Raw genomic sequence first — 25,986 nt, 5'->3', positions numbered from 1 at the left:
TCGTATGAAGAAAATGATTCTCATGGCTACATGTTCCTTCGGTTTAATGAAAGGTACGATGGCACAAGATTTGCCGCAATTGAGCAAGGATTCAATAGAAAAAACAGTTTCCGCAATGACATTGAGCGAGAAAATCAGCCTGTTGGTCGGTTCGGGCGATGACGACATGCCGAAAACAGCAGACAGCATACCGCCGGCAGTCATAGGCAACACGCAGAAAATAGTGCCGGGAGCGGCCGGAATAACCCATGCCGTACCACGTTTGGGAATCCCTTCGATTGTACTTGCCGACGGACCGGCAGGATTGCGAATCTCACCTTTCCGTAAAGGAACTGACAGTACGTTCTATTGTACACAATTTCCCATTGCCACTTCGCTGGCGTCCACCTGGAACACCAAACTGATAAAATCCGTCGGACGCACTATGGGAAACGAAGCCCGTGAATACGGAGTGGATATCTTGCTTACCCCTGCCACAAACATTATGAGAAACCCGCTGTGCGGCCGTAATTTCGAGTATTTTTCGGAAGACCCCGTATTATCGGGAAAATCGGCGGCAGCCATGATTACCGGTATCCAGCAAAACAAAGTAGGAACCTCCCTCAAACACTTCGCCTTGAACAATCAGGAAACCAACCGCAGGGAATATAATGCACAGGTATCCCCCGCCGCACTTCACGAACTTTACCTGAAACCATTCGAGATAGCCGTCCGCGAAGCCAAACCCTGGACAGTGATGAGCTCTTACAACAGGCTGAACGGAACATACACATCGGAAAGCCCGGCATTGCTCGATACGTTGTTACACAAGAAATGGGGATTCCGGGGAATAGTCATGTCCGACTGGTTCGGCGGGACGAATCCCGTTAAACAAATGTATGCAGGAAACGATTTGCTAATGCCCGGATTGAAAAAACAGCAATGCGGCATAAACGATGCCGTAACATCCGGCAAATTACCGGCCTCCGTTATCGATAGAAATGTAAAGCGCGTATTGAAATTGATTACTAAAACCCCGCGCTTCCAAAAACAGACTTATACCAACCGGCCGGATTTGAAAGCCCACGCCCCCGTCAGCCGTTCCGCAGCTTCGGAAGGGATGGTGCTTTTAAAGAATGAAGGCAACACACTGCCTCTGGACGTTACAAGTAGCTGTAAAGTAGCCGTCTTCGGAATTTCGTCATACGACCTTATTCCCGGAGGAAAAGGCAGCGGAGACGTGAACAGCGCCTATACCGTATCACTGGCAAAAGGCCTGGAAAACGCCGGGTTGAAGATAAACGCCGAGCTTGAAGAAATGTATAGGCAGTATATAAAGCAGGAATCAGCCAAATTGCCTGCTTATGAAATGGAAAAAACGATACCGAGAGTGAATGAAATGCAAATACATAATTCCACCATCCAACGGCTGGCGCAATCGCAAGACATAGCCATCATCACCTTAGGACGCCTTTCCGGCGAAGGAATTGACCGCGACATAAAAGATGATTTCCTGCTGACCGGCACAGAACAAGAACTGATAAACAAAGTCTGTCAGGCTTTTCATGAACAAAAGAAAAAAGTCATAGTCATACTCAACGTTTGCGGAGTCATAGAAACTGCTTCCTGGAAAGAACAGCCGGACGCCATACTCGTCTCATGGCTGGCGGGACAGGAAGGCGGCAATGCCATCTGCGATATTCTAACGGGAAAAGTCACGCCATCGGGCAAACTTCCGATGACGTGGCCGATAAAATACGAAGACGTTCCGTCCGCCTCCGGCTTCCCGGTAAAAGGAAGCGATGCCAATCAGGATACGGTCCGTTATAAAGAAGGCCTATTCGTCGGTTACCGCTACTATGACACCTACCGGAAACCGGTATCTTACCCCTTCGGCTACGGCCTGTCCTACACCACTTTCGATTATGACAATTTAACGATAAGCCAAAAAGAAGATTCCGTCCTTATTTCCTGCCGGATAACCAATACAGGCAACATGAAAGGAAAAGAAACCGTACAAGTCTACACAAGTATCCCAGGCATGAAAGACAACCGCCCGCGGAAAGAACTGAAAGGTTTTGCCAAAACACGGGAACTTCCGCCCGGACAAACGGAAAACATCACCGTCAGCATTCCCGTTTCCTATCTCGACCAATACGATGAAACTACCGGTACATGGAAATTACCTGCAAGAACATTCCGCTTTCACATAGGCGCTTCGTCAGCAGACATGCGCTTATCAAAAGAATATACGTTAAAACAAGGGGAATAACGGATTATCCTACAGAGGCCGTCTCATTCTTTTCCACTTTGAGACAACCTCTTTCTCCGATTGGAAATTCAAGGCTTCCGCCGGAACGGATTGCACGAACCGCCTGAAAAACCCGCTCAACCTTTTCTGAACTGTAAGGGTGAGACACCCGTATGCTTGCGGAAAAAACGGGCGAAAAAAGAAGAGTCCGGGAAACGGAGTTCTTCGGAAATCTCCGTAATGCTCTTATCGGTGGTCTTGAGCTGCAATTTGGCTTCGCGTATCAGGAAATCGGAAAGCCAGAAATGGAATGTGCGTCCGGTTTTCCGTTTGACAGTACGCATCAGGTGTTTGTCCGACACACAGAGCCGGCCGGCATAGAATGCCGCGCTGTGCTCCACCTTATAATATACATGCAGCAAACGGAAGAACCTGTCCGCCAATTCATCCTGGCGGGAAACTTCCACCACCGCACTCCCCTCCGCATAAAAACGGCTCACCTCCATGACAAGAGCGAAAAGCAGTCCTTTCGTGACCGCCTGGCAGTTTTCACCTTTCCGGTGACGCTTGCCGATAAAATCGAAATAATTGTCCATCAAATGGAAAGTTTCCGCATCGAGGTTCCGACAGGGCGCGTTGATTGCCCGGTCGGAGATGTCCGGTTTCAGCAGCAGGGGAAAGTCGGACAAATAATCGAAATCGAAAAATACATACCCGAACCGGAAATCTTCCGTATGCGACAGCCCATGAAGCAGCACATTGGGCAACAGGAATACGAACGAGCCTTCATGAAGCAACACGCCGTTCCCGTCTATTTCCACCCGTGCGCCCCCCTGCCGTATGAGCACGAAACAAACCCTGCCTATCCGGGTACGCCGCATATCATTCTCCGGAAACAACAAATCCATGTCATCGGTAACCGGAACGATGCCGAATTGATCCGTATAGTTCATAAACAAAATAAATTACGGAACAAATATAAGATTATTGTTTGTAAAATGCCCCGTGTTTATCACTATTTGAACAATCTTAGCTTGGATTAGGACGAAACTTATCCGACAAAAGTGGGGAACTTTGCAACGTAATCAAAAAACGAAAAAACAATGAATGTAAAAGTAAGAAACTCAAAAAATTACCTGTTGGCGGTGATTGGCGTCACCTCAGCATTCGGTCCCTTCGTCACAGACTTTTACCTGCCTGCCCTTCCGGCTCTGAACGGTTATTTTCATACGACTGCCTCCCTGGTGCAACTGAGCCTGACATTCAGTATGGTAGGATTAGCGGCAGGACAACTGATTATCGGGCCTTTGAGCGACCGGTATGGCAGGAAACCTCTATTGTTGCTCTCATTAGGCGTTTTCTGCATTTCCACATCAGGGTGTCTGTACGCACCGGATATCTATTGGTTCGTATTTTTCCGTCTGGTACAAGGATTAGCGGGTGCAGGCGGTGTAGTCATTTCCAAATCTATAGCTACAGACCTTTACGAAGGCAAAGAATTGGCCCGTTTCTTCTCCCTGCTGAGCAGCGTACAGGGAATTGCCCCCGTTTGCGCACCGGTATTGGGCGGCTTTCTGTTACAAGTAACCGACTGGAAAGGCATCTTCCGGATACTGTTGGTTATCGGAATTCTACTGATATTCATATTGCAGTTCTTTAAAGAATCACTGCCGAAAGAACAGAGGGAGACGGGCAGCGCACTCTCTGCATTCCAACACTACGTACCGGTGCTTCGCAATACCCGTTTCATGTGTTATGTACTGGTACAGGCTTTTGCGATGGGAGTAATGTTCACCTATATAGCGGCTTCTCCTTTCATATTCCAAAACCATTACGGGCTGTCGCCCGTAGCATACAGCCTTTGCTTCGGAGTGAATGCCATAGCTGTCATGCTGGGAAGCCTTGCCGTTTCGCGTTTCAGCAACGCGGCACGGGCCATGCGTACGGGAGTCATCGGTTTTGGCCTTGTCAGTTTGGCGGTAGCCGCCTTGTTTGTCACCGATGCGCCGGCCGCCATCGTAGAATGCGCGCTTTTTACCTTCCTGTTTTTCCTGGGATTGATATTACCCAGTTCCACCACGCTGGCGCTTGACATGGAACGCGGGAACTCAGGCAATGCCTCAGCCTTGTTGGGCTTCCTGATGTTCCTGTTCGGAGGAGCGCTTTCTCCGCTTACCGGCTTGGGGAATATGCTCCATACGACAAGCATCATCATCGTAGCGTGCTGCGCCGGAGCCTGGATATGTACCTGCATCGTGACATCAGGCACGTTGTCGAATGCCATAAAAGACAAGGAGGAAACAGTATGAAGCAAAAGACAGTTCCGGAATATCCGGTCATGTATAAAACATCGGTCGTTGCCGGGAAACCGGCACAATACCGGTGCAATGACTTTCTGTTTGCATATGTCTGCCTCGGAAAAGGGAATATGTTTGCAGGCGGAACATCCCATCCTCTGGAAAAAGGCTGCGGCTGGATTATATCCCGCAGAGAACCGATAACGTTCCATACAGATACGGACATGCAAATCATATGTATCCGTATCAGTGAAGAAGCGGTAACAGATTATTTACTACACAATTTCATATCCTGTTTTCCTCCTTCGGATGAAAGGCAGGACTGCATTCCCATACCGAACCACCTGCTGCTCCAGAGTCTCATATCCGGCATTACAGCCGGCATTAACAATAATTTCCGGGCAAATATTCCACTCACCTGCATCAAAATACAAGAATGCCTGAATGTATTGACTTGCATTTGCCCGGAACTCCACCGCTGGTTTTATTACAGGAACCGTTTACAAAAAACCAACTTGAAGGCTTTCATGGAAACCCACTACCGGGAAAACCTTCCTCTGGAACAACTGGCGCAAGCTGCCGGACGAAGCCTTTCCACCTTCCGGAGGGATTTCCTGCGTGAGTTCGGAATAACTCCCGGACGCTGGTTATTATCGAAGCGGCTGGAAGAAGCCTATCGGCTGATAACACAAAAACAGTTGAAACCGTCGGTATTCCTGATAGAACTCGGTTTCGAGAGCTTTTCCCATTTTTCACGCAGTTTCAAAGCACATTTCGGCATACAACCGTCCCTTCTACTGAGAGAGCGGACGGCAACCAATAAGATAACACTTTAAATATACATGATAAAATGAAAGAAGAATACATTTACGAAACAGCCGTCACCCTGTTCCGGCACCGGGGAATCAGAGCGACCCGCATGGACGACGTGGCAACATGCCTGCAAATCTCCAAGCGGACCCTTTATGAACGCTTTTCCAGCAAGGAAGATTTTCTTCTGGCCTGTATCAGATACGAGATGGATAATGAAAAAGAAGTCATCGACCGCCTGGCGTCGAAATTCACCTCCCCATTGAAACACATAATCAAACTCTATACCCATTCCATCCGCTACCTTACTTCCTTCCATCCTTGCTTTTTCAGAGATTTGAGGCAGTTTCCGGAGTGCGACCATGAGTTGGACAGATACATCGCCCTGTTACGGGTGCGTTTTAATAACCTGCTGTTGGGATGCATTTCGATGGGACTGTGTATCGAAGATTTTGACACCTTCCTGTTTTCCACCTTCCTGAGCATGCGCCTGGAAGATATAAAAAACGGGGTTGCCAATCCCAAAGAAAAGGTGAACGGCATTTCCCGGTTTGTAGTCTATTCCATGTTGATGGGATATTCCACCGAGAAAGGGAAACAAGCCTTCCGGCAATCTCATCCATGACTTCATCAGTAAACAACAATGAATTTTTAAGGCAAACGGGTCAAAAGGAAAGTCCCGACCTTTGCACTGAAACATATTAAAAGACAGTTGAACGATGAAAAGAAAAAACTCGCCATTTAGTATCAGCGCGATAACGCTGTTCAGTTTAGGACTGCTTGTCCTGAACGCATGCGGAACAGAACCGGAAGAAAAAATCTCCTCCGCCAAGTATGAGACTTTGAAAATCATGCGCACGTCCAAACGGCTCGACAGCCGTTATTCCGCCACGCTGCGCGGCAAACAAGATGTGGAAATCCGCCCGCAAATATCAGGAACCATTACAGAACTTTGCGTGGAAGAAGGGGCGACGGTACGCGAAGGGCAGCCGATATGCATCATCGACCAGGTACCTTACCAGGCAGCCCTCGAAACAGCCGAAGCCAATGTGAAAGTTGCCGAAGCCAATGTCGCTACAGCCCGTCTGGCATCGGAAAGTAAAACCAACCTGTTTCACAAGGACATCGTTTCATTTCTTGAAAAACAGACTGCCGCCAACACGCTACATAGCCATGAAGCCCAACTCGCACTTGCCGAAGCGGAATTGAAGAACGCCCGGAACGACCTGTCCTATACAGTCGTGAAAAGTCCCGTAAACGGGAAGATAGGCATGATACCTTATAAGGTAGGCGCATTGGTCAGCCCGTCTGTCGAAACTCCCATCACGTCCGTATCGGACAATTCGGAGATATACGCCTACTTCTCCATGACGGAGCGGGAGATATTGAACCTCGCCCGCCAATCCGGCTCACTGGAAAAAGCTGTCGGACAGATGCCGCAGGTAGAATTATTGTTGAGCGACGGCAGCCGATATGCCTACAAAGGCAAGATAGATGCCGTAAGCGGCATGGTAGAAGCATCGACAGGAGCGGTCAGCCTGCGCGCCACCTTTCCCAATAAAGAACATATCATTCCGAGCGGAAGCAGCGGAACGCTCCTCTTTCCTTACGAAATGCAAGACTGCATCGTCATTCCGCAAACCGCCACATACGAGGTGCAAGACAAAGTGTACGTCTATAAGGTAGTGCACGGACGGGCGACTGCCACGCTTATCAGTATCTTTCCCGTCGACGACGGACAAAATTATATCGTCAGCGAAGGACTGGAAGAGGGCGACACGATAGTTGCCGAAGGAGTAGGCACAATGAAAGAAGGAACGGAAATAACAAACGACTAAAACCCGTGAATTATGAATGTACAACGATTTATAGACCGTCCCATCCTTTCGATAGTGATTTCCACCGCTATTCTGCTGGTAGGCTTTATCGGGCTTTCTTCCTTGCCCGTCGAACAATATCCTGACATTGCCCCTCCTACCGTCATGGTATCCGCCTCTTATACGGGAGCCAGTGCGGAAACCTTACAGAAATCGGTCATAGTGCCGCTGGAAGAAAGCATAAACGGCGTAGAGAATATGACCTATATGACTTCCGAAGCGACGAATACCGGCGATGCCACCATCCTCGTTTATTTCAAACAGGGGACAGACCCCGATATGGCCGCTGTGAATGTACAGAACCGGGTGAGCAAAGCGACAGGCTTGCTGCCTGCCGAAGTCACGCAAATAGGCGTCACCACCATCAAGCGGCAAAACAGCCTGTTGAAAATCTTCGGACTTTACAGTGAAGACGATACATACGACCAGACGTTCCTCAATAACTATATGAAGATAAACATCCAACCGGCACTTCTCCGGATAGCCGGCATCAGTGAAATCGTAAACATGGGTGCGGATTATTCCATGCGCATCTGGCTCAATCCCGAAGTGATGGCGCAGTATAAGCTAGTGCCTTCGGACATCGAAGATGTGCTGAACGAACAAAATCTGGAAGCTGCTACCGGCTCGCTGGGAGAAAATTCCGGCAACGTGCACCAATACACCATGAAGTACAGAGGACGGCTGGAAAAACCGGAAGAGTTCGGCAACATCGTCATCCGTTCCCTGCCGGACGGCGAAGTGCTCCGTCTGAAAGACGTGGCGAGTATCGAACTCGGCGCACAGAACTATATCATCGACGGACAGATAGACAGTCATCCGGCCGCCACCTGTATGGTATTCCAAACTGCCGGTTCTAATGCAAACGAAGTGGTAGGGCAGATTGACGAATACCTGGAAAGTATTGAAAAAGACCTGCCCAAAGGGGTGAGGATTGCCCATCTGATGAGTACGAAAGACTTCCTCGATGCGAGTATCCATGAGATTATCAAAACGCTCGTCGAAGCGATTATCCTGGTGATACTGATTACCTACGTCTTCCTGCAAAACCTGCGTTCCACCCTTATTTCGGCAGTCGCCATCATTATTTCGCTGGTAGGGACATTCGCTTTCCTCGCCATTGCCGGATTCAGTATCAATCTGTTGACGCTGTTTGCGCTGGTATTGGCTATCGGCGTGGTGGTGGACGATGCGATTATCGTAGTCGAGGCAGTACAGGCCAAGTTCGATACCGGTTACAAATCGCCTTATCTGGCTTCGGTGGACGCCATGCGCGAGATTACGTCGGCAATCGTCACCTGTACGCTGGTATTTATGGTCGTATTCATCCCTGTCTCCTTCATGGGCGGCACAAGCGGAACATTCTACACGCAATTCGGCATCACGATGGCGATTGCCGTAGGTATCTCCGCCGTAAACGCCCTGACACTCAGCCCGGCACTGTGTTCGCTCATCATGCGTCCCGACCCGGAAAACGGGAAACAGACTTTTTCCGAACGGTTCCGCATCGCTTTCGAAGCCTCTTTCAACCGCATATCGGAAAGATACAAGAGCGGAATCATGTTTTTCGTCAAACGGCGTTGGCCGACATGGGGCGCATTCGGAGGCTGCATTCTTCTGCTTATCGCATTAATGCACTCTACAAAGACCGGGCTTGTCCCGCAGGAAGATGTCGGTACGGCTTATATTGATGTCATCACCGCTCCGGGCAACTCCATTGAAGAGACCGGCCGCATCATGGACAAAATTGAGGAACAGATAAAGGATTTGCCTCAAATAGAGCATTATTCCAAAATTACCGGTTCAGGCATGACGTCCGGCAAAGGTTCGTCATACGGCATGTTTATTATGAAACTGAAACACTGGGACGAACGACCGGGCAAGGAAAACAGCGTGGAAACCCTGACACAAACCATTTATGAACGGACAAAGGACATTAACGACGCACAGGTATTCGTCTTTACGCCTCCCATGATTCCGGGATACGGACAAAGCAGCGGTTTTGAGTGCTATATACAAGACAAACGGGGAGGCAGCCTGAACAAGCTGTACGATGTTTGCCAGGAGTTCCTTGCCGAACTCCGCAAACGTCCTGAAATAGCGGCCGCACAAACCGCTTTCAACATCAATTTTCCACAATACCTTGTGGAAGTGGATGCCGTAAAATGCAAAAAGACAGGAGTATCTCCTAACGATGTGCTTGATGCGATGGGAGGTTACTACGGAGGTTCGTATGTTTCCAACTTCAACCGTTTTACCAAACTTTACCGTGTCATGGTGCAGGCAGATCCGAAATACCGTCTGGACAAGGAATCGCTGAAAAATATCTTTGTGCGCACTGAAGACGGGGCTATGGCTCCGCTCAGCCAGTTCGTCACGCTGACTAAGGTTTACGGTGCGGAATCGGTCACCCGTTTCAACCTGTTCAGCAGCATCGCAGTCAACGGTTCGGCTGCCGAAGGATACTCTTCGGGCGATGCAATCAATGCCATCCGCGAAGTAGCTGCCGAAGTACTTCCTTCGGGATACGGGTATGACTTCGGCGGCATCACACGCGAAGAAGCCGGCACAGGAAGCAATACGGTCATCATCTTCGCCATCTGCATCATACTGATATACCTTGTGCTTTGCGGGTTGTATGAGAGCCTGTTCATCCCGTTTGCCGTTATCCTTTCCGTCCCGTTCGGCCTTGCCGGCAGTTTTATCTTCGCCAAGTTCATGGGACTGGAGAACAACATTTACCTGCAGACCGGACTCATTATGCTCATCGGGCTATTGTCCAAGACTGCAATCCTGCTTACCGAATACGCCACCGAACGCCGCCGGTCGGGATTAAGCCTTACCCGCTCGGCATTAACGGCTGCAACGGTGCGCTTGCGCCCCATCCTGATGACCGTATTTTCCATGATATTCGGCCTGCTTCCGTTGATGTTCGCCAGCGGTGTGGGCGCGAAGGGGAACAGCTCGCTGGGCAGCGGCGTGGTCGGCGGCATGATTATCGGAACATTGGCGTTGCTGTTTGCCGTACCCTGTTTCTTCATCGCGTTCCAATGGATAGATGAAAAGATTATGGGAAAAAATAAAAAAGAAATAAGAGAACAAGTATGAAAAGCAGATTGATTATCTATATCATGGCAGCTTGCTCGCTGAGCGGCTGCCACATCTACAAGGCGTATGAACGCCCGGACATCCCAGTGGACAACCTATATCGCGAACCGGACACCGGACAAGCGGATACGGCCTGTTTCGGAAACCTCTCGTGGCGTGAGGTCTTTACGGACAGCAAATTGCAACAACTGATAGAACGGGGATTGGCAAACAATACGGATTTACAGATAGCACACCTCCGCATCAAAGAAGCAGAAGCCGCGCTACTTTCATCCAGGCTTTCTTATTTGCCAGGATTAAACCTCGCCCCCCAAGGAACAGTATCCGGTTTCAACCATTCGGCAACAACCCGCACCTACCAGCTTCCCGTTACGGCAAGTTGGGAAATTGACTTGTTCGGCAGCCTGCTGAATGCCAAGCGGAAAGCCAAAACCGCATTGGAACAAAGCGAAGCTTGCCGGCAAGCCGTGCAAACCAGCCTGATAGCTTCCATTGCCAACAGTTATTATACATTGCTCATGCTTGACGAGCAGCTCAAGATAAGCGAAGTGACTGCCGGAAGCTGGCAGGAAAGCGTACGGGTTATGAGTGAGATGAAAAAGGCGGCCATGACGAATGAAGCGGCCGTATCGCAGGCGGAAGCGGGCTACCGCTCGGTAGAAGCCGGGATACTCGACTTGAAACGTCAGATACGTGAAACAGAAAATGCCTTATGCGTCATGCTGGGCACAACCCCAGGCAAGATAGAACGGAACAAGCTGGAAGACATCACCGTACCCGAACGCCTTTCATCGGGAGTTCCCTTGCAACTATTGTCCAACCGGCCGGATGTAAAGCAGGCAGAAACAGCTCTTGCAATAGCCTATTACGGCACCAATGCCGCACGTTCCGCCTTCTATCCGAAAATCACGCTCAACGGTTCTGCCGGCTGGACCAACAGCGTAGGCGAAACCATCCTGAATCCGGGAAAGTTTCTTGTATCGGCTATCGGCTCGTTAGTACAACCTTTATTTAATAAAGGAAAAAACATTGCCAACCTGAAAATAGCGAAAGCCCAACAAGAAGAAGCCTTGCTTTCTTTCAAACAAAGCCTGCTCAATGCCGGAAGTGAAGTAAGCGATGCGCTTTATCTGTTCCAGTCCGCCGGCGAAAAAGAAGAACAACGTACCATACAAGTAAAGGCATTGGAAAATTCCGTCCGTTCCACCCATGAACTGTTTCGTTTAGGCACTTCCACTTATTTAGAAGTCCTGACTGCGCAACAAGGGCTGTTTGATGCGCAAATCTCGCAAGTAGGCGACCGTTTCGAACAATTGCAAGCGGTTATCAATCTATATCATGCGCTTGGCGGAGGACGGGATGAAAAACAGCCCGCCGGACACAGATTGCAAGGATAACGGATTCGGCGGAAGGACTCTTTACCCATGCGGCGGCAAACAGCCGCCTCTTCCCATATCGGCGCTTTCTCATCCCGCCGGCACGTCTCTACGGCTCGATGTTACGGATTGGCCTGGCAGGCACGCCGCCCGCGACGGTATTTGCCGGAACATCCTTCGTCACGACAGAACCGGCGGCGATAATGGCGTTGTCACCGATAGTCACGCCTTGCAGGATGGTGGAGTTGGAACCTATCCACACCCTTTTTCCCACTATAATGGGAGCCGGAAACATCGAAGCACGGGCTTCGGGAACAATACCGTGGTTGAGCGTGGCGAATACTACGTTGTGCCCCACCAGGCAATCGTCGCCCAACGTGACGCCGCCGTGGTCCTGGAAATGGCAGCAAGCATTGATAAAGACATTCTTTCCGACGGTGATATTCTTTCCGAAATCGGTATAAAACGGCGGGAAGACACGAAAGGAACCATCTACTTCCTTACCGAAAAGCCGGGAGAGCAAAGCCCTTACCTCATCAGGAGTATGGTAGGCGGAATTCAGCTCAAAAGTGATTTTCCGCGCTTCATTGCTCATACGGTCCATAAACTCATAAATTTCGGGCGTGTCAAGCGGACGGCACGCACCGACATGTTCTAAAAATACGTCAAGTGTCATTTTCTCTTTTATTCATGTTTTCTACCGCAAAGTTCGGAAAAAGAAAAGATTCCCTTTGTAGACAAATTACAGATTGTATGACCCGGATTACTTTAATCATCATGAAATTACCCTTGCCGGCGTTTCACAGGATTTCAATACCTTGATGCAGGCGCCATATCCTTTCATCACATTTTTGTTTTATACGCGAATATGCCGAACGAACGGCGCAATACAGGAACCAGCCTCATCAGCCATCCGAGAAATCCGCCGCGTTTGCGTTCGTCATCCATAAAGTAAAAAGTATCGATGAGGCGAAGGTTGGAAGCCCAACGCTCTATCTCGTGCGGGTCGTCAATGCCCGATTTAAATTGCGCTTTGGTATATTTGACGGACGAATGCATCTGCGCCTTATTAACCATCATCGTACCTGAACGTTCCACGTACAATTCGAAATCCGGGAACCGGGCAGCCAAATTTTCCACAAACCGCTTCACCTCCTCAATAGGGAAATAGACCACCACGCCTTCACATAAAAAAATGAAAGGCCGGCCGGCATGCCGCCGGCAAAGTTCGTCCATCCATCCCGTATCAAACATAGAAGACGGAATATAAGGATTGTCCGGAGTTTCCGGAAGCAACTGCCGCCGTATATCTATAACCTCCGGCAAGTCCAGCTCATAAAAGAGAACATCCTTATGTACGGAAAGCCGTTGGAAACGTGTATCCAACCCGCAACCCAGCGAAACCACGACAGGCCGTTCCTCCCTATCTATGAATTCCTGCGTTTTACGGTCCAGATAACGTGTCCGTACGGAAACGCCCAAAAGGCTCATTTTATCCTGGCTAAATTGGGAAAAATCAAAATCCAGCCGGTCTACAATGCTGCATGCCAAACGGTCGCGGATGATGCCGTCAGGGCGTTTCGACTCCATCGCCCGCATCCATAGCGGGATGAATAAAGTTTCTGCGACTTTGTCTTGAAAGTCAATCTTGATTTTTTTTATCTCTGCATCCATAATAATACCTATATTTTGTGATTGTTTAATTGTTGCAAATGTGGTTCATTTGCAAAAGATTTTATTACCCGAAACGGAATGTTTTTTTCATCAAACGGAATTCTATGACAAATTACGGATTATCCAACCGGGACAAGGAAGCGGATATAAGCTACGATATGTCCGATGCCATCCGTTTTTCCAATTTCAAGGAAATCGAGCAGCGGGAATGGGAAATACGAAACGGGGTCTTTCACGGAACCTTTACAGAACTTCGCAACAAACATTGCAATGTGGTACACTCCCATATCTTCTGTTCTTCGGATTGTTGCCTGAGGACCAAACACGACGGCACATCCTTTTTATCTTTGGGGGTGGTGCACAAAGGATACGTGGAATTTGAACAAAACAAATGTCATTATAGCTGGCTGCAGGAAGAAACCAATATCATGATTGGGGCAAACTACCACGACGAATATAACTTTTTTAAAAAAGGAAACGACTTCGAAATGACGAATCTGGTTGTTGCCCCCTCTCTTTTTCATGATATGGCAGAACGTTGCCCCGACATTTTCGGAGAACCTTTTTCCCGGATGGAAAAAGGGGAGACTTTTTTCTTATCGCCGCAAAACATACGGTGCAGTTCCCGGATGAACAACTGCCTGAACGCAATCCCTTTAGCAAAAGAAATGGGAAACTGCTCGGAAATGTATCTAGAATCCAAAATACAAGAAGCCCTCTCCCTTTTTATCATGAACTATAGGGATGAGCTAAAAGAAAAAACGGTTTCTTTTCCGTCGGCAATAGAAAGCAAGATGCAGGATGTCCGCGCCATCCTTCAAAAGGAATACGACAAGCCGCACTCCCTGCACGAACTGGCGCAACGGGCCGGAACGAACGAATGTACGCTGAAATCCGCTTTCAGGCAGTTCTTCCATTCAACAGTGTTCGCATACCTATTCGGCATCCGCATGGAAAAAGCATCCGCCTTTTTATCAGATACGGACAAAAGCATCGCAGAAATCGCCGCATTGACAGGGTATGAACACGCAAGCCATTTTTGCACGGCTTTCAGACGTCAGCATGGAATCTCTCCTTTGGAATACAGGAGAATCAAAAGAGGCGGATTCTCAAAAAACAAGCCATCGAAATAATCACTTATTCCGATGGCCTATCCCCTTTAAACACCTTTAAACAAAATGAAAATATGCCTCATTACTAACTAAACTAACTAACCCTTCGAGGCATATTTTGAAGAGACCGGCTCACCCGGCCTTTTTTATCGCGGATAACTTTTCTTCCGTTTTATTTACGTGCCTCAGCAATGTAACCGAGAGCTTCCTTGCATTTTTCAGTGACATAAGTCCAATCTTCCGCCGCCACTTTATCTTTCGGGAACAGTTTGGAGCCCATGCCCACACAAAATACGCCCGCCTTAATCCATCCGGTCAGGTTTTCCTTAGTCGGTTCCACTCCGCCGGTCACCATCAGCTTGGACCAAGGCATCGGAGCCATCAAACCTTTCACAAAGTTGGTCCCGTAAACATCTCCCGGGAATACTTTACAAAGGTCACAACCTACCTCCTGTGCAAAACCTACTTCCGATACAGATCCGCAACCCGGAGTATAAGCAACCGAACGACGGTTACATACCTTGGCTATTTCCGGGTTGAACAACGGACCTACCACAAAGTTAGCCCCCAACTGCAAATACATGGCAGCAGTAGCGGGGTCAACGATAGAACCGATGCCAATCGCCATTTCAGGGCACTCTTTTGCAGCGTATTTCACAATTTCCGCAAACACTTCCTGCGCGAAATCACCGCGATTGGTAAATTCGAAAGCGCGGACGCCTCCGTCATAACAAGCCTTTACAACTTTTTTTGCCACTTCCACATCCTTGTGGTAGAATACAGGAACCATGCCTGTAGAGCCGATTTTATTCAATACGGCTATTTTATCGAATTTTGCCATTTTCTTTAAATCCAAATTAATCGATTAAACAATCAGGAATCAACGTTGCACACGACCGCTCGCATCGCCACCCGCCAATGCTTCAACCTCTTCCACAGAAACAAGGTTGAAATCGCCGTTGATAGTATGCTTCAAGGCAGATGCGGCAACGGCGAATTCAAGAGCCTCGCCTTGAGTGGCCTTAGTCATCAAACCGTGAATAATACCTCCGGAAAAAGAATCTCCGCCGCCTACGCGGTCGATAATGGGGTCGATATCATACCGTTTTGAAGTATAGAATTCCTTTCCGTCATAAATCATGGCTTTCCAGCCGTTATGAGTAGCGGAGAAAGATTCGCGAAGAGTAGAAATCACATATTTGAATCCGAACTCTTTCATCATCTGCTGGAAAATGCCTTTGTAACCTTCGGCATCCGTATGGCCGGCCTCAACATCCGCATCCGGTTTGAATCCCAGGCAGAGTTCCGCATCTTCCTCATTGCCGATACATACATCCACATACTTCATCAACGGCTTCATGATAGACTGCGCTTTCTCTTTCGTCCACAATTTCTTACGGAAATTCAAGTCGACGGAAACAGTCACCCCATGACGTTTTGCCGCTTCACAAGCCAGACGGGTCAACTCGGCAGCCTTGTCGGAAATGGCCGGAGTAATGCCGGACCAGTGGAACCAGTCGGCGCCTTCCATAATAGCATCAAAATCAAAGTCGGCGGCATCCGCTTCGGCAATGGCGGAATGGGCACGGTCATAAATAACCTTGCTGGGACGCATAGAAGCGCCTGTCTCAAGATAGTAGATACCTACACGGTCGCCACCACGAGCAATAAAGTCCGTTTTCACGCCATATTTACGTAATGCGTTAACGGCAGACTGTCCGATTTCGTGTTTCGGCAATTTAGTTACAAAATAGGCGTCATGGCCGTAATTGGCGCAACTTACGGCAACATTTGCCTCTCCGCCGCCATATACTACATCAAAAGAATCAGACTGGACAAAACGGGTATTACCCGGAGTTGACAACCTAAGCATGATTTCACCTAATGTAACGACTTTCTTTCCCATAATCTAATGTTTTAAATTCTAAATTATTTATATTCTGAACTTTCAAATTATCATTCTCGGTCCCTTTTCAGGCTTAACACACTGATATAATGAATATTAATCTATAATAAGGTTAACATCACCTTCCTATCGTGTGCGGGCACAAAGATACAACAATTTTCGTAATTACAAAAATTGTTATATATTTGTATCGAAAATATTAAGATTATTATTGTGTGCGAGCACAAAAAACCATATAAATCAAGGTGACCGTATGAATAAATTGCCCGAAAGAATCAGAATCAAAGATATCGCACGTTTGGCAGACGTATCGGTAGGAACGGTAGACCGCGTAATCCACGGACGGAGCGGAGTGTCGGAAGCAAGCAAGAAACGTGTGGAAGAAATCCTCAAGCAACTGGACTACCAGCCCAACATGTATGCCAGCGCCCTTGCATCCAATAAAAAATACACATTTGTCTGCCTCTTGCCGGAGCACATCGAAGGAGAATACTGGACGGCTGTCGAAAAAGGGATTCATGAGGCCATCGCCACCTATTCCGATTTCAACACTTCGGTGAAAATCAACTATTACGACCCGTACGACTACCATTCATTTACAGACGCCAGCAAGAAAATTCTGGACGAACATCCGGACGGGGTAATGATGGCCCCCACGGTTCCCCAATATACCAAAGGGTTCACTGACGGGTTGCAGGCTCTCGACATACCTTATATATATATAGACTCAAACATAAAAAACGCCCCTCCCCTCGCCTTTTTCGGGCAGAACTCACGCCAGAGCGGATACTTTGCCGCAAGAATGCTGATGTTGCTCGCCGGAGACGAGAAAGAAATCGTGATCTTCCGCAAAATACATGAAGGAATCGTGGGGTCTAACCAACAAGAGAACAGAGAAATCGGATTCAGGCAGTACATGAAAGAACATCATCCGTCTTGTACTATACTGGAGCTTGACTTGCATGCCGAACGCAACGATGAAGACAACGAAATGCTGGATGAATTTTTCCGGTCCCACCCTACAGTGAAAAACGGAATCACCTTCAACTCCAAAGTCTACATCGTCGGCGAATACCTGCAAAGCCACGGAAAGAAAGGTTTCAACCTGATAGGTTACGACCTTCTCGAACGGAACGTCGCCTGCCTGAAAGAAGGAAGCGTTTTCTTTCTCATAGCCCAGCAGCCTGAACTGCAAGGTTTCAACGGCATTAAAACCCTTTGCGATCACTTGATTTTCAAAAAAGACGTGACCTGCATCAATTATATGCCTATCGACTTGCTAACGACAGAAACAATTGATTATTACCATAGCAAATAACAACAAAAACAAATCCAACTAAAAAAGTACATGGAAACAAAGTATTTAAAAATCAATCCTGCCGACAACGTTGCCGTTGCCATTGTTAACCTGCCGGCAGGAGAACGTCTTTCCATAGACGGAAAAGAAATCACCTTAAACGAGGATATTCCCGCCGGGCACAAATTCGCATTAAAAGATTTTTCCGAAGGCGAAGACATCATCAAATACGGTTATCCTATCGGGCATTCGCTGGCGGCAAAGAAGCAAGGGGACTGGATGAACGAGACAAACATAAAGACCAATCTTGCCGGACTGCTGGAATACACTTACAATCCGGTCCAGGTATCTCTGGACATTCCCCATAAAGGACTCACGTTCAAAGGTTACCGTCGCAAAAACGGCGATGTCGGTGTAAGAAATGAACTATGGATTATCCCGACGGTAGGCTGCGTAAACGGCATCATCGGGCAATTAGCCGACGGGCTCCGCCGCGAGACCGAAGGAAAAGGAGTAGACGCCATCGTCGCTTTTCCCCATAACTACGGCTGTTCGCAACTGGGGGACGACCATGAAAATACGAAGAAAATCCTGCGTGACATGGTGCTTCACCCGAATGCCGGCGCGGTATTGGTGGTTGGCCTGGGATGTGAAAACAACCAGCCGGACGTATTCCGCGAATTTCTGGGCGATTACGACCAGGAACGCATCAAATTCCTAGTCACCCAGAAGGTCGGCGACGAATACGAGGAAGGAATGAAAATCCTGCGCGATTTATATGCCAAAGCATCGAAAGACGAACGGACGGATGTTCCCCTGTCCGAACTCCGCGTCGGTTTGAAATGCGGCGGCTCCGACGGTTTTTCCGGTATTACGGCAAATCCGTTGTTGGGCCTGTTTTCAGACTTCCTGATAGCACAAGGAGGCACAAGCGTACTGACCGAAGTCCCGGAAATGTTCGGTGCGGAAACCATTTTGATGAACCGTTGCCAAAACAGGGAATTGTTTGAACAGACTGTCCGCCTGATTAACGATTTCAAAGAATACTTCCTGTCCCACGGCGAACCGGTCGGAGAAAACCCGTCTCCGGGAAACAAAGCCGGCGGTATCTCCACACTGGAAGAAAAAGCCTTAGGATGCACACAGAAATGCGGAAAGAGCTATGTATGCGGCGTAATGCCCTACGGCGAACGTTTGCAGAAAAAAGGGCTGAACCTGCTTTCCGCTCCGGGCAATGACCTGGTAGCAGCCACTACCCTCGCCTCCTGCGGATGCCACATCATCCTCTTCACTACCGGCCGCGGAACTCCTTTCGGCACTTTCGTGCCGACCATGAAGATTTCCACTAATTCAAACCTGGCAAAAAACAAACCGGGATGGATTGACTTCAATGCCGGCGTCATTGTCGAGAACGAACCGATGGAAAAGACCTGTGAACGTTTTATCGACTATGTTATCAAAGTCGCAAGCGGCGAATTCGTGAACAACGAAAAGAAAGGTTACCGCGAAATCGCCATCTTCAAAACGGGAGTGACCTTGTAAGTATGCTCCGCTCCCGGACGAACGGGCGTACATAAGCGAGCGATACGTTGCGAAACAACGGGAGTGTGCCGAAACTAAGATGAACACCCGGAACAGTTACAGATTCTAACTGATAAACATAAGAATAGCCGTATCATTACTCAGAAATAGATGAAGTGTACCCCAAAAGTTAGACACAAAACTTTTGGGGTGCATTATGTATAGACATCACAATTTTGAAGAACGTTTACATGTAGTAAGTAGGTTTCAGATGAAAAGTTCATTTCCTCTAAAATCGAGTTTTGCTCCCATATCAAACCATATCATCGCCGGTTCTTTTAAACGTAACCCGAATTGTTTTATGAAACGGTATAAAGCGGGAAACAACGGCAACGACAAACGATATGACCAGCAAATATCCCAGAATTTCCTTCAATGCCAGCAACAGACTCTGTTGCTGCAAAGCGGTATATAAAGAATTGGTAGCCAGTTGTACGGATTCATCATACCCGTGCCCTTGCGCCAATGCGCCGTTCAAAGACCGGCTGTATCGCGACAACGCCAACGGGTCGGCGGCCGTCACGGTTTCCGACAAAGAATACATATATTTCTGTTCCAGCCGATACAGCATATTACTGTAAAAAGAGGTAGCCATGATAGGAGCCAGCACGGAACGGAAAATAATCAGGAAAAAAGCGTTTGACAACAAAAACTTCGGGTCTAAATCTTCCACAGCAAACAGGGCGAAAGCTATAATCAAGACCATCATGCCCAAGCCGCGGAAGAACACAGGCAAATACAGCATCTCATACGTGCTATCCGGGGAAATGCCAAAATACAAGCTGGCAAAGAAAACCACAAAACAGCTCATCCCTCCCGCTATCAGGAAACGGAAACGCCAGCGCTGCCAGCGAAACCACCAGAAACAGATAAAGGCGCCGACAACATACCCCGGAAGCAGATAGACATAAAGCGAATACGTATGGGTGGTATCCACCTTCAAAATAACAGTCAGATAATTCGTCAGCAGAGTAGTAGACGTACTGAAAAACATGACAAGCATCATATAAAGATAACCGACAATCGCCTTGGGCTGGAACAAAGGCGCCAAACTCACATAAGGATTTTCCGAACGGCTCTGATAGCGGATAAACAAAGCGACCAGCATAGGAGCCGCGACAATATAGGCGCATATTTTGGCGGAAGCCATCCAGTCGAACACTTTTCCGTAATTGATGACATACATCAGCATCAGCAAACCGGCGGAAATGACAAACATCTCACGAATATGCAGGTCAGCCCATGCGACCGCCTTAATGGGACGGTTATGGCGGATGCAGACGATGACAAACAGAATAGCGATTAAAATCAGTATCATCATAAAATAATACATGTACTTCCAATCGTAACGGTATGCCAGCAAGGCAGTCACCAACATTGAAGCCTGTCCTCCGCCGTAAACCAACGGATAAAAATAAGAATAGAATTCACTCCGCACATTTTTCGGGCTGAAAATCCTTTGCGCGTAACGAATGAACCATAGCATAAGAAAACCTTTCAGGAAACCGACGGCAAAACTGCAGACAATCAGGATATCGGCATTCTGCGTACGTGCGCAAATCCAACTCAAAAAGAATTGCAACACCAAATCAACCAGCAGCAAAGATTTTACAGAGAAGGCAGCCAGTACTTTCGGAATAATGGGATAAGCGACCGCCATACCTGCCGAAGCCGCATAATACCCCATCGTTATATCTTCCGAATTAGTGCCCAGCGTATTCGACACCTCCAGCATGCTGCCCGTATATGAGCCGTTGAGCATAGTGACCGGAAGAATCACGATGAAGATACTGGCAAGTCCGAGCCAATCAGGTACCCACCGGCGGACAGGCACCCCTAGTTCTTTCATGGTAATCATTTGCGCAACGCTTCCGTTTCCACCATCATGCCCGCTCTCAACTGCGCCATCTCTTCGGAAGAAATATCCTCCAGCTCAATCCGTACCGGTATCCTCTGTTGCACCTTTACAAAATTGCCGGCAGAATTGTCCGTGGGGACCAATGAGTACTTGGACCCCGTCGCTTCGGAAATTGCAGAAACTTTTCCGTGGAAAAGTTTCCCAGGCAACGCATCCACCTTAATGCGCACCTGCTGTCCGATATAGATACGGGCAATCTGCGTTTCCTTATAATTGGCCGTAATCCACTTGTCTTTGCTACGCACCAGATAGGAAATCGTCTGCCCCGCCTGTACATACTGGCCGGGCTCCAAAGTACGCCTGCCCATATAGCCATCGTACGGAGCCGTTAAAACGGTGTAGGACAAGTTCAGCTTAGCCAGGTCCAGAGCCGCTTCTTTACGCAAAACAGCCGCCTCCGCACTGGTCGTTTTCTTGCTTGTCTCCGCATATTGCGACATAGCCGCCCGCTTCTGTGCGGCCAATGCCTGGTAACGCGCCTTTGCCGCTTCATAAGCGGCCTTTGCCTGCTCGTATTGCTGTTCCGGAACCGACTCTTCTTCCAGCAAGCGTTCGAAACGATGGTAATCCTGTTCCAGTTGCCAGAGTTTCGCTTTCGCTTCGGCAATGTTGGCGTCCTGTACGGCAATATGGGTATGGGAAGTCTCAATCCCCGAATGAAGGACTTCCTGCGAACCGCGCGCGTCCAGCAACGCAGCCTCAGCCTCCTTCACCTTTATCCGGTATTCGCGATTATCAAGCACCAGCAAGGTATCTCCCCGATGCACATACTGATGTTCTCTGAAACGCACCTCTTCGGCATATCCCGAAACCCGTACATTCAGAGGAGCCACATATTGGTCTACAAAAGCGTCGTTAGTCACTTCATAATTGACGTAACGCCAGAAATAAGTGGCAGTCCACCAAAGCCCGGAACCCGCCAGGCAGATACATACCGTATTTAAAACAATATTGCGGACTCTCACTTTTTTCAGTTTATGCCGTTTTTCCTCCAAATCATTTGCCATATCTGTTTTTATAATCTATTAAAGGCGCCCACAAGCCTTCTGAAGTTGATAATAAGTATAAATCACACGGGTGCGTGCAGTCACCAACTGTAACTCTACATTCAAACGGACGGAATTCGCATCAAGCAAATCGGTCAGGATAGCCAATTGGTTTAAATAACGGTTCTGCATGATACGGTAGTTTTCCTCCGCTTGTCTCACGGACAGTTTTAAAGCCTCCACCCTTTGCAAAGCTTCCCGATGCCGCAGAAATGCGGAACGGACCTCTACGCGGATTCCCTGCATCTTTTGTTCTTCTTCATTTTTCCGCAAGGACACCATCATTTCCGTCTCTTTTATTTTACGGTTGTTCTTATAAAGCGACGATAAAGGATAGGAAACGGATACGCCTATATTCCAGTTATTGTTATACATATCCGCCAATGTGCGTGAAACCGGGCGCGCCAGCGTATTTGACGCATAAAGCGAGACGCTGGGAAGAGAAAAAGACCTGGCGGAACGAATCTCATTCCTTGCCAGCTCCGTCCGCGCGCGGAGCAGTCTCATCGTCGGCTCATTCATATATGCCTGAGCGATGTAATCGTCATAAGACTGTAAAGCGACCGACCGGTAAAGGATAGCGGTGTCCGGCTTCAACAATAATTTTTCATCCTTTCCCAACAAAATATCGAGCTGTTGCGACACCAGCGCGATACTATTTTCCGTTTCCTGTAAAGACAGGCGGTCATCAGTCAACTGCATTTCGCTCCGCAACACGTCATTGTTGGTAATCAGCCCTTCTTTCTTCATCCGCCTGATATCATGCAACCGGAGTTCCGACTCCTCGATATTCCGCGTCAGTACCTCATGTTGTTTAAAAAGGCTGAACAGATTCAGATACAGGTCCAATAACCTCATTTTGATTTCCGCCCGGTCGGTCAAGGTTTGCAATTCGGCAACCCGCTTTTCAATATCCGCCTTGCGGATAGCGCTTCGAATCCTGCCTCCCCGGTAAAGAGGCTGTTCCAGGTCAACCGCATAGTTCTGCGACCAGTCCGGCGTTTCCGGATACAGGGGTCCGGACAATCCCCGTTCCCAGACCACCGGCTGCCCGACGATGCCGCCTTTCAAGCCGACCTGCAGTTCGGGCAACCGGGCAGACCGTGCGGAACGCATCCGCTCCCGCGCCACGGATTCTTTCATCACATCCGCTTGAAGCTGCAGGCTATGCTGCACTCCCCAATCAAAAAGCTGGCCGATTGTGACAAACAAGGAATCTGTTTGCGCATTTACCGGCTGGACAAAGAAAAAGCAGAAAAACAGAACCGGCGGACACGCCACCCTATATTTTTTCAAGAACATCATACATACTGTTTAATTCGGACAACATCGTTTCAATACGTTCAACCCCCGTCATACGTTCCGCACATACATACACCTGGTCCAGAACCGGACGAATCTGTTCCTTAAACCTTTCGCCGGCAGGAGTCAGGAAGACCAGCTTGTTACGGCGGTCTTCCGGGTCTTCCTTCCGGCAAACATATCCTTTCTTTTCGAGATTATTCATCAAATTGGTAAGACAGGCCTTATCTTTCGCTATACGTTCCGCCAATACCTGCTGGCTGATACCTTGTTCGTGCCATAAACTGCTCAATACTTGAAGCATCTCAAACGTAATGCCCGCATTATTTTTCTTCAACGTCCGCTGCATGGAACGGCGAAAAGCCATACGTATCCGGACAATCTGCAACATGAGTTCTCTAAACTCCGCTCCTTCCCTCATTCTAAAAAATCATTTTTACCTTTTTCGGGGGCAAAGGTACGCATTCCCTTCGAATTAGTCAAATATTTGACTAATTTCATGCCTGCAGGAAAAACATGTATCCAATATGGAAAATGCTTCCCTCCCTGAACCTTACCGGCTTATTCTTGTTAATTCCCTAAACCTGACGGATAACAATTAAAAAATTCAAACTATGTGTACGAGAGTCGTTTATACAGGAAACAATGGCATGGTGGCAACCGGCCGCTCAATGGATTGGAAAACAGATATGCACAGCAATCTCTGGGTGTTCCCCAGGGGCATGAAACGAAATGGGGAAACCGGAGAAAACTCGTTAGAATGGACTTCCCGGTATGGCAGCGTAGTAACTTCCGCTTTTGAAATAGCCAGTACGGACGGAATGAACGAAAAAGGGCTGGTCGCCAACCTGCTCTGGCTACCCGAAACCGAATATCCGGCAAGAGATAAAAACAAGCCGGGGCTTGCCATTACGGCATGGGTGCAATATATGCTGGATAATTTCGCCACTGTGGAAGAAGCAGTCGCTTACATTGGCGAGGATACGTTCCAGGTGGTTTCGGACAGGATGCCCGACGGTTCCCGCCTGGCGACACTGCACCTGTCCGTTTCAGACGCGGCGGGCGACTGCGCCGTTTTCGAATACATCGGCGGAAAACTTACCGTATATCACAATAAAGAATATAAAGTGATGACTAACTCCCCCACCTATGACAAGCAACTGGCGCTTAGCGAATACTGGAAAGCAATAGGCGGACTGACTTTCCTGCCCGGAACCAACCGTGCAGCCGACCGGTTTGCCAGAGCTGATTTCTATATCAATGCATTACCCAAGACAGATGACGAGAGAATAGCCGTAGCCAGCGTTTTCAGCGTCGTGCGCAATGCCTCCGTCCCGTATGGAATTTCAACTCCCGAAAGCCCGGAAATCTCTACGACCCAATGGAGAACTGTTTCAGACAGCAAAAATTTAAGGTATTTCTTCGAATCAAGCCTCACAGCGAACACCTTCTGGGTAAATCTCCGGGACCTGGACTTTTCCGAAAGCGCCCCGGTACTGAAACTCTCAATCACCAACGGGGAAATGTATCATGGAAATACATCCGGAGAATTCAAGGCTGCCTCACCTTTCAAATTTCTGGGAGTAAAATGACCGGTGTTCCCGAAACATACGATACGGTCCGCATGCAAGGCGGCAAGCGCCGGCATCGGCCGTTTATCTCCCGGACGGTCAGACACATCCCTGGCGGGGCAGTTTCCCGCCGGATTAAAATTTCTCATTCTTTAACTTTTCATAGTTTGTTGAGTTCCAGCAACAGATATGTCCGTGTAACTTCTTTATTCCCAAGCGCCTTATTGCATCTTTCAACCGAAGCGGTTATCTTTGTAGGATAAAGGCAAGAAAGTACTATAACGATTGTTTCACCTAAATAATTATGATTATGGCAAAGAAAGTAGCAGTTTTAGCAGTAAATCCGGTAAACGGTTGCGGTTTGTTCCAATATCTGGAAGCATTTTTTGAGAATGGTATCCCCTATAAGGTATTTGCCGTATCGGACAGCAGAGAAATTAAAACAAATTCGGGAATCGGCGTGGTGACGGACGACGTGATTGCCAACCTGAAAGGACATGAGGATGAATTTGACGCGCTCGTTTTTGCCTGCGGCGATGCCGTGCCTGCTTTTCAACAAAATGCGGACAAGCCTTACAACACGGACTTGCTGCAGGTAATCAAAACTTTCGGGGAAAAAGGGAAATTTATGATTGGACATTGTGCAGGTGCAATGATATTTGACTTTACCGGCATAACGAAAGGGAAAAAAGTCGCTGTCCATCCATTAGCCAAACCGGCTATCCAGAACGGAACCGCTACAGATGAAAAATCCGTTACGGACGGCAATTTCTTTACCGCTCAGGATGAAAATACGATTTGGACAATGATGCCGCAAATTATCAGAGCGCTGAAATAAAACCGGACGAAAACAAGCGAAAAGTAACAAGAATCAACAAATT

Annotated in this window: 21 protein-coding genes; 12 read left to right on the top strand and 9 right to left on the bottom strand. The window is 48.2% G+C overall.

Features of this window, described 5'->3' with window-relative positions; translation table 11 throughout:
* The first annotated feature begins 4 nt into the window (after positions 1-4).
* Positions 5-2,251, top strand: coding sequence for a glycoside hydrolase family 3 C-terminal domain-containing protein (locus Q5076_RS09575; protein ID WP_303012745.1), 2,247 nt, complete (start codon positions 5-7; stop codon positions 2,249-2,251).
* A 116-nt stretch (positions 2,252-2,367) separates the two neighbouring features.
* On the opposite strand, the gene Q5076_RS09570 is transcribed toward Q5076_RS09575, so the two are convergent.
* Positions 2,368-3,183 carry a helix-turn-helix transcriptional regulator gene (locus Q5076_RS09570; RefSeq protein ID WP_303012744.1) on the bottom strand — a complete coding sequence of 272 codons (816 nt, stop codon included), beginning with the start codon at positions 3,181-3,183 and terminating at the stop codon, positions 2,368-2,370.
* 150 nt (positions 3,184-3,333) lie between these two features.
* On the opposite strand from Q5076_RS09570, the gene Q5076_RS09565 reads away from it, so the two are divergent.
* The 6 genes from Q5076_RS09565 (at position 3,334) to Q5076_RS09540 (ending at position 11,719) form a co-directional block, all read left to right on the top strand.
* The gene (locus Q5076_RS09565) at positions 3,334-4,539 is read left to right on the top strand and encodes a multidrug effflux MFS transporter (protein ID WP_303012743.1); all 1,206 of its coding nucleotides are present in this window, start codon (positions 3,334-3,336) and stop codon (positions 4,537-4,539) included.
* Positions 4,536-5,363, top strand: a complete 828-nt coding sequence (locus Q5076_RS09560; protein WP_303012742.1) for a helix-turn-helix domain-containing protein — start codon at positions 4,536-4,538, stop codon at positions 5,361-5,363. Before Q5076_RS09565 ends, Q5076_RS09560 begins: the two co-directional genes overlap by 4 nt.
* Before the next feature lie 14 nt (positions 5,364-5,377).
* Complete coding sequence (locus tag Q5076_RS09555) at positions 5,378-5,962, top strand: TetR/AcrR family transcriptional regulator (protein WP_303012740.1); 585 nt, start codon at positions 5,378-5,380, stop codon at positions 5,960-5,962.
* A gap of 94 nt (positions 5,963-6,056) precedes the next feature.
* Positions 6,057-7,175, top strand: coding sequence for an efflux RND transporter periplasmic adaptor subunit (locus Q5076_RS09550; protein ID WP_303012739.1), 1,119 nt, complete (start codon positions 6,057-6,059; stop codon positions 7,173-7,175).
* Positions 7,176-7,187: 12 nt separating this feature from the next.
* Complete coding sequence (locus Q5076_RS09545; protein ID WP_303012738.1) at positions 7,188-10,322, top strand: efflux RND transporter permease subunit; 3,135 nt, start codon at positions 7,188-7,190, stop codon at positions 10,320-10,322.
* Complete coding sequence (locus Q5076_RS09540; protein WP_303012736.1) at positions 10,319-11,719, top strand: efflux transporter outer membrane subunit; 1,401 nt, start codon at positions 10,319-10,321, stop codon at positions 11,717-11,719. Before Q5076_RS09545 ends, Q5076_RS09540 begins: the two co-directional genes overlap by 4 nt.
* A gap of 88 nt (positions 11,720-11,807) precedes the next feature.
* Here the strand turns inward: Q5076_RS09540 and Q5076_RS09535 are convergent, their stop codons facing one another.
* Entirely contained in the window at positions 11,808-12,374 is a 567-nt protein-coding gene (locus Q5076_RS09535) for a sugar O-acetyltransferase (RefSeq protein ID WP_303012734.1), read from the bottom strand.
* 167 nt (positions 12,375-12,541) lie between these two features.
* Positions 12,542-13,372, bottom strand: a complete 831-nt coding sequence (locus Q5076_RS09530) for a class I SAM-dependent methyltransferase (RefSeq protein ID WP_303012731.1) — start codon at positions 13,370-13,372, stop codon at positions 12,542-12,544.
* 104 nt (positions 13,373-13,476) lie between these two features.
* Here Q5076_RS09530 and Q5076_RS09525 point away from each other — a divergent pair, with 104 nt between their 5' ends.
* Positions 13,477-14,505, top strand: a complete 1,029-nt coding sequence (locus tag Q5076_RS09525; protein ID WP_303012729.1) for a helix-turn-helix transcriptional regulator — start codon at positions 13,477-13,479, stop codon at positions 14,503-14,505.
* Positions 14,506-14,656: 151 nt separating this feature from the next.
* Here Q5076_RS09525 and Q5076_RS09520 read toward each other — a convergent pair whose 3' ends face one another.
* Together Q5076_RS09520 and Q5076_RS09515 are read right to left on the bottom strand one after the other, a co-directional pair.
* Complete coding sequence (locus tag Q5076_RS09520; RefSeq protein WP_303012727.1) at positions 14,657-15,325, bottom strand: bifunctional 4-hydroxy-2-oxoglutarate aldolase/2-dehydro-3-deoxy-phosphogluconate aldolase; 669 nt, start codon at positions 15,323-15,325, stop codon at positions 14,657-14,659.
* Between the two features lie 39 nt (positions 15,326-15,364).
* Complete coding sequence (locus Q5076_RS09515) at positions 15,365-16,390, bottom strand: sugar kinase (RefSeq protein WP_303012726.1); 1,026 nt, start codon at positions 16,388-16,390, stop codon at positions 15,365-15,367.
* Positions 16,391-16,643: 253 nt separating this feature from the next.
* On the opposite strand from Q5076_RS09515, the gene Q5076_RS09510 reads away from it, so the two are divergent.
* Both Q5076_RS09510 and Q5076_RS09505 read left to right on the top strand, forming a co-directional pair.
* A complete protein-coding gene (locus Q5076_RS09510) occupies positions 16,644-17,708 on the top strand; it encodes a LacI family DNA-binding transcriptional regulator (protein ID WP_303012725.1) in 1,065 nt (354 codons plus the stop codon).
* A gap of 30 nt (positions 17,709-17,738) precedes the next feature.
* Positions 17,739-19,229, top strand: coding sequence for a UxaA family hydrolase (locus tag Q5076_RS09505; protein WP_303012724.1), 1,491 nt, complete (start codon positions 17,739-17,741; stop codon positions 19,227-19,229).
* A gap of 292 nt (positions 19,230-19,521) precedes the next feature.
* Here Q5076_RS09505 and Q5076_RS09500 read toward each other — a convergent pair whose 3' ends face one another.
* From Q5076_RS09500 to Q5076_RS09485, 4 genes are read right to left on the bottom strand one after another with little or no spacing between them, the layout of a single operon-like run.
* A complete protein-coding gene (locus Q5076_RS09500; protein WP_303012723.1) occupies positions 19,522-21,126 on the bottom strand; it encodes an MFS transporter in 1,605 nt (534 codons plus the stop codon).
* A complete protein-coding gene (locus tag Q5076_RS09495) occupies positions 21,123-22,193 on the bottom strand; it encodes an HlyD family secretion protein (RefSeq protein ID WP_303012722.1) in 1,071 nt (356 codons plus the stop codon). The genes Q5076_RS09500 and Q5076_RS09495 overlap by 4 nt, the downstream gene beginning before the upstream one ends.
* A gap of 18 nt (positions 22,194-22,211) precedes the next feature.
* On the bottom strand, positions 22,212-23,534 hold the full coding sequence (locus tag Q5076_RS09490; protein WP_303012755.1) for a TolC family protein: 1,323 nt from the start codon (positions 23,532-23,534) through the stop codon (positions 22,212-22,214).
* Complete coding sequence (locus Q5076_RS09485) at positions 23,515-23,955, bottom strand: MarR family winged helix-turn-helix transcriptional regulator (protein ID WP_303012720.1); 441 nt, start codon at positions 23,953-23,955, stop codon at positions 23,515-23,517. The genes Q5076_RS09490 and Q5076_RS09485 overlap by 20 nt, the downstream gene beginning before the upstream one ends.
* Positions 23,956-24,148: 193 nt before the next feature.
* Here Q5076_RS09485 and Q5076_RS09480 point away from each other — a divergent pair, with 193 nt between their 5' ends.
* Positions 24,149-25,126 carry a linear amide C-N hydrolase gene (locus Q5076_RS09480; protein WP_303012719.1) on the top strand — a complete coding sequence of 326 codons (978 nt, stop codon included), beginning with the start codon at positions 24,149-24,151 and terminating at the stop codon, positions 25,124-25,126.
* Between the two features lie 289 nt (positions 25,127-25,415).
* Positions 25,416-25,943 (top strand): DJ-1/PfpI family protein, encoded by a 528-nt coding sequence (locus tag Q5076_RS09475; protein WP_303012718.1) that lies wholly within the window; start codon positions 25,416-25,418, stop codon positions 25,941-25,943.
* Positions 25,944-25,986: the final 43 nt, after the last annotated feature.

The organism is uncultured Bacteroides sp., from assembly GCF_958445495.1.
In the GTDB taxonomy this organism is placed as follows: Bacteria; Bacteroidota; Bacteroidia; order Bacteroidales; family Bacteroidaceae; genus Bacteroides.
The sequence above is the reverse complement of the archived record's forward strand: the minus strand, read 5'-3'. Positions and strand labels throughout refer to the sequence as shown.

Coding starts and splice junctions, on each gene's coding strand:
- Q5076_RS09520 (WP_303012727.1), bottom strand. CDS start 15,325: ATGGCAAAATTCGATAAAATAGCCGTATTGAATAAAATCGGCTCTACA.
- Q5076_RS09550 (WP_303012739.1), top strand. CDS start 6,057: ATGAAAAGAAAAAACTCGCCATTTAGTATCAGCGCGATAACGCTGTTC.
- Q5076_RS09570 (WP_303012744.1), bottom strand. CDS start 3,183: ATGAACTATACGGATCAATTCGGCATCGTTCCGGTTACCGATGACATG.
- Q5076_RS09535 (WP_303012734.1), bottom strand. CDS start 12,374: ATGACACTTGACGTATTTTTAGAACATGTCGGTGCGTGCCGTCCGCTT.
- Q5076_RS09495 (WP_303012722.1), bottom strand. CDS start 22,193: ATGGCAAATGATTTGGAGGAAAAACGGCATAAACTGAAAAAAGTGAGA.
- Q5076_RS09525 (WP_303012729.1), top strand. CDS start 13,477: ATGACAAATTACGGATTATCCAACCGGGACAAGGAAGCGGATATAAGC.
- Q5076_RS09545 (WP_303012738.1), top strand. CDS start 7,188: ATGAATGTACAACGATTTATAGACCGTCCCATCCTTTCGATAGTGATT.
- Q5076_RS09575 (WP_303012745.1), top strand. CDS start 5: ATGAAGAAAATGATTCTCATGGCTACATGTTCCTTCGGTTTAATGAAA.
- Q5076_RS09475 (WP_303012718.1), top strand. CDS start 25,416: ATGGCAAAGAAAGTAGCAGTTTTAGCAGTAAATCCGGTAAACGGTTGC.
- Q5076_RS09565 (WP_303012743.1), top strand. CDS start 3,334: ATGAATGTAAAAGTAAGAAACTCAAAAAATTACCTGTTGGCGGTGATT.
- Q5076_RS09555 (WP_303012740.1), top strand. CDS start 5,378: ATGAAAGAAGAATACATTTACGAAACAGCCGTCACCCTGTTCCGGCAC.
- Q5076_RS09500 (WP_303012723.1), bottom strand. CDS start 21,126: ATGATTACCATGAAAGAACTAGGGGTGCCTGTCCGCCGGTGGGTACCT.
- Q5076_RS09540 (WP_303012736.1), top strand. CDS start 10,319: ATGAAAAGCAGATTGATTATCTATATCATGGCAGCTTGCTCGCTGAGC.
- Q5076_RS09530 (WP_303012731.1), bottom strand. CDS start 13,372: ATGGATGCAGAGATAAAAAAAATCAAGATTGACTTTCAAGACAAAGTC.
- Q5076_RS09490 (WP_303012755.1), bottom strand. CDS start 23,534: ATGTTCTTGAAAAAATATAGGGTGGCGTGTCCGCCGGTTCTGTTTTTC.
- Q5076_RS09480 (WP_303012719.1), top strand. CDS start 24,149: ATGTGTACGAGAGTCGTTTATACAGGAAACAATGGCATGGTGGCAACC.
- Q5076_RS09505 (WP_303012724.1), top strand. CDS start 17,739: ATGGAAACAAAGTATTTAAAAATCAATCCTGCCGACAACGTTGCCGTT.
- Q5076_RS09515 (WP_303012726.1), bottom strand. CDS start 16,390: ATGGGAAAGAAAGTCGTTACATTAGGTGAAATCATGCTTAGGTTGTCA.
- Q5076_RS09485 (WP_303012720.1), bottom strand. CDS start 23,955: ATGAGGGAAGGAGCGGAGTTTAGAGAACTCATGTTGCAGATTGTCCGG.
- Q5076_RS09510 (WP_303012725.1), top strand. CDS start 16,644: ATGAATAAATTGCCCGAAAGAATCAGAATCAAAGATATCGCACGTTTG.
- Q5076_RS09560 (WP_303012742.1), top strand. CDS start 4,536: ATGAAGCAAAAGACAGTTCCGGAATATCCGGTCATGTATAAAACATCG.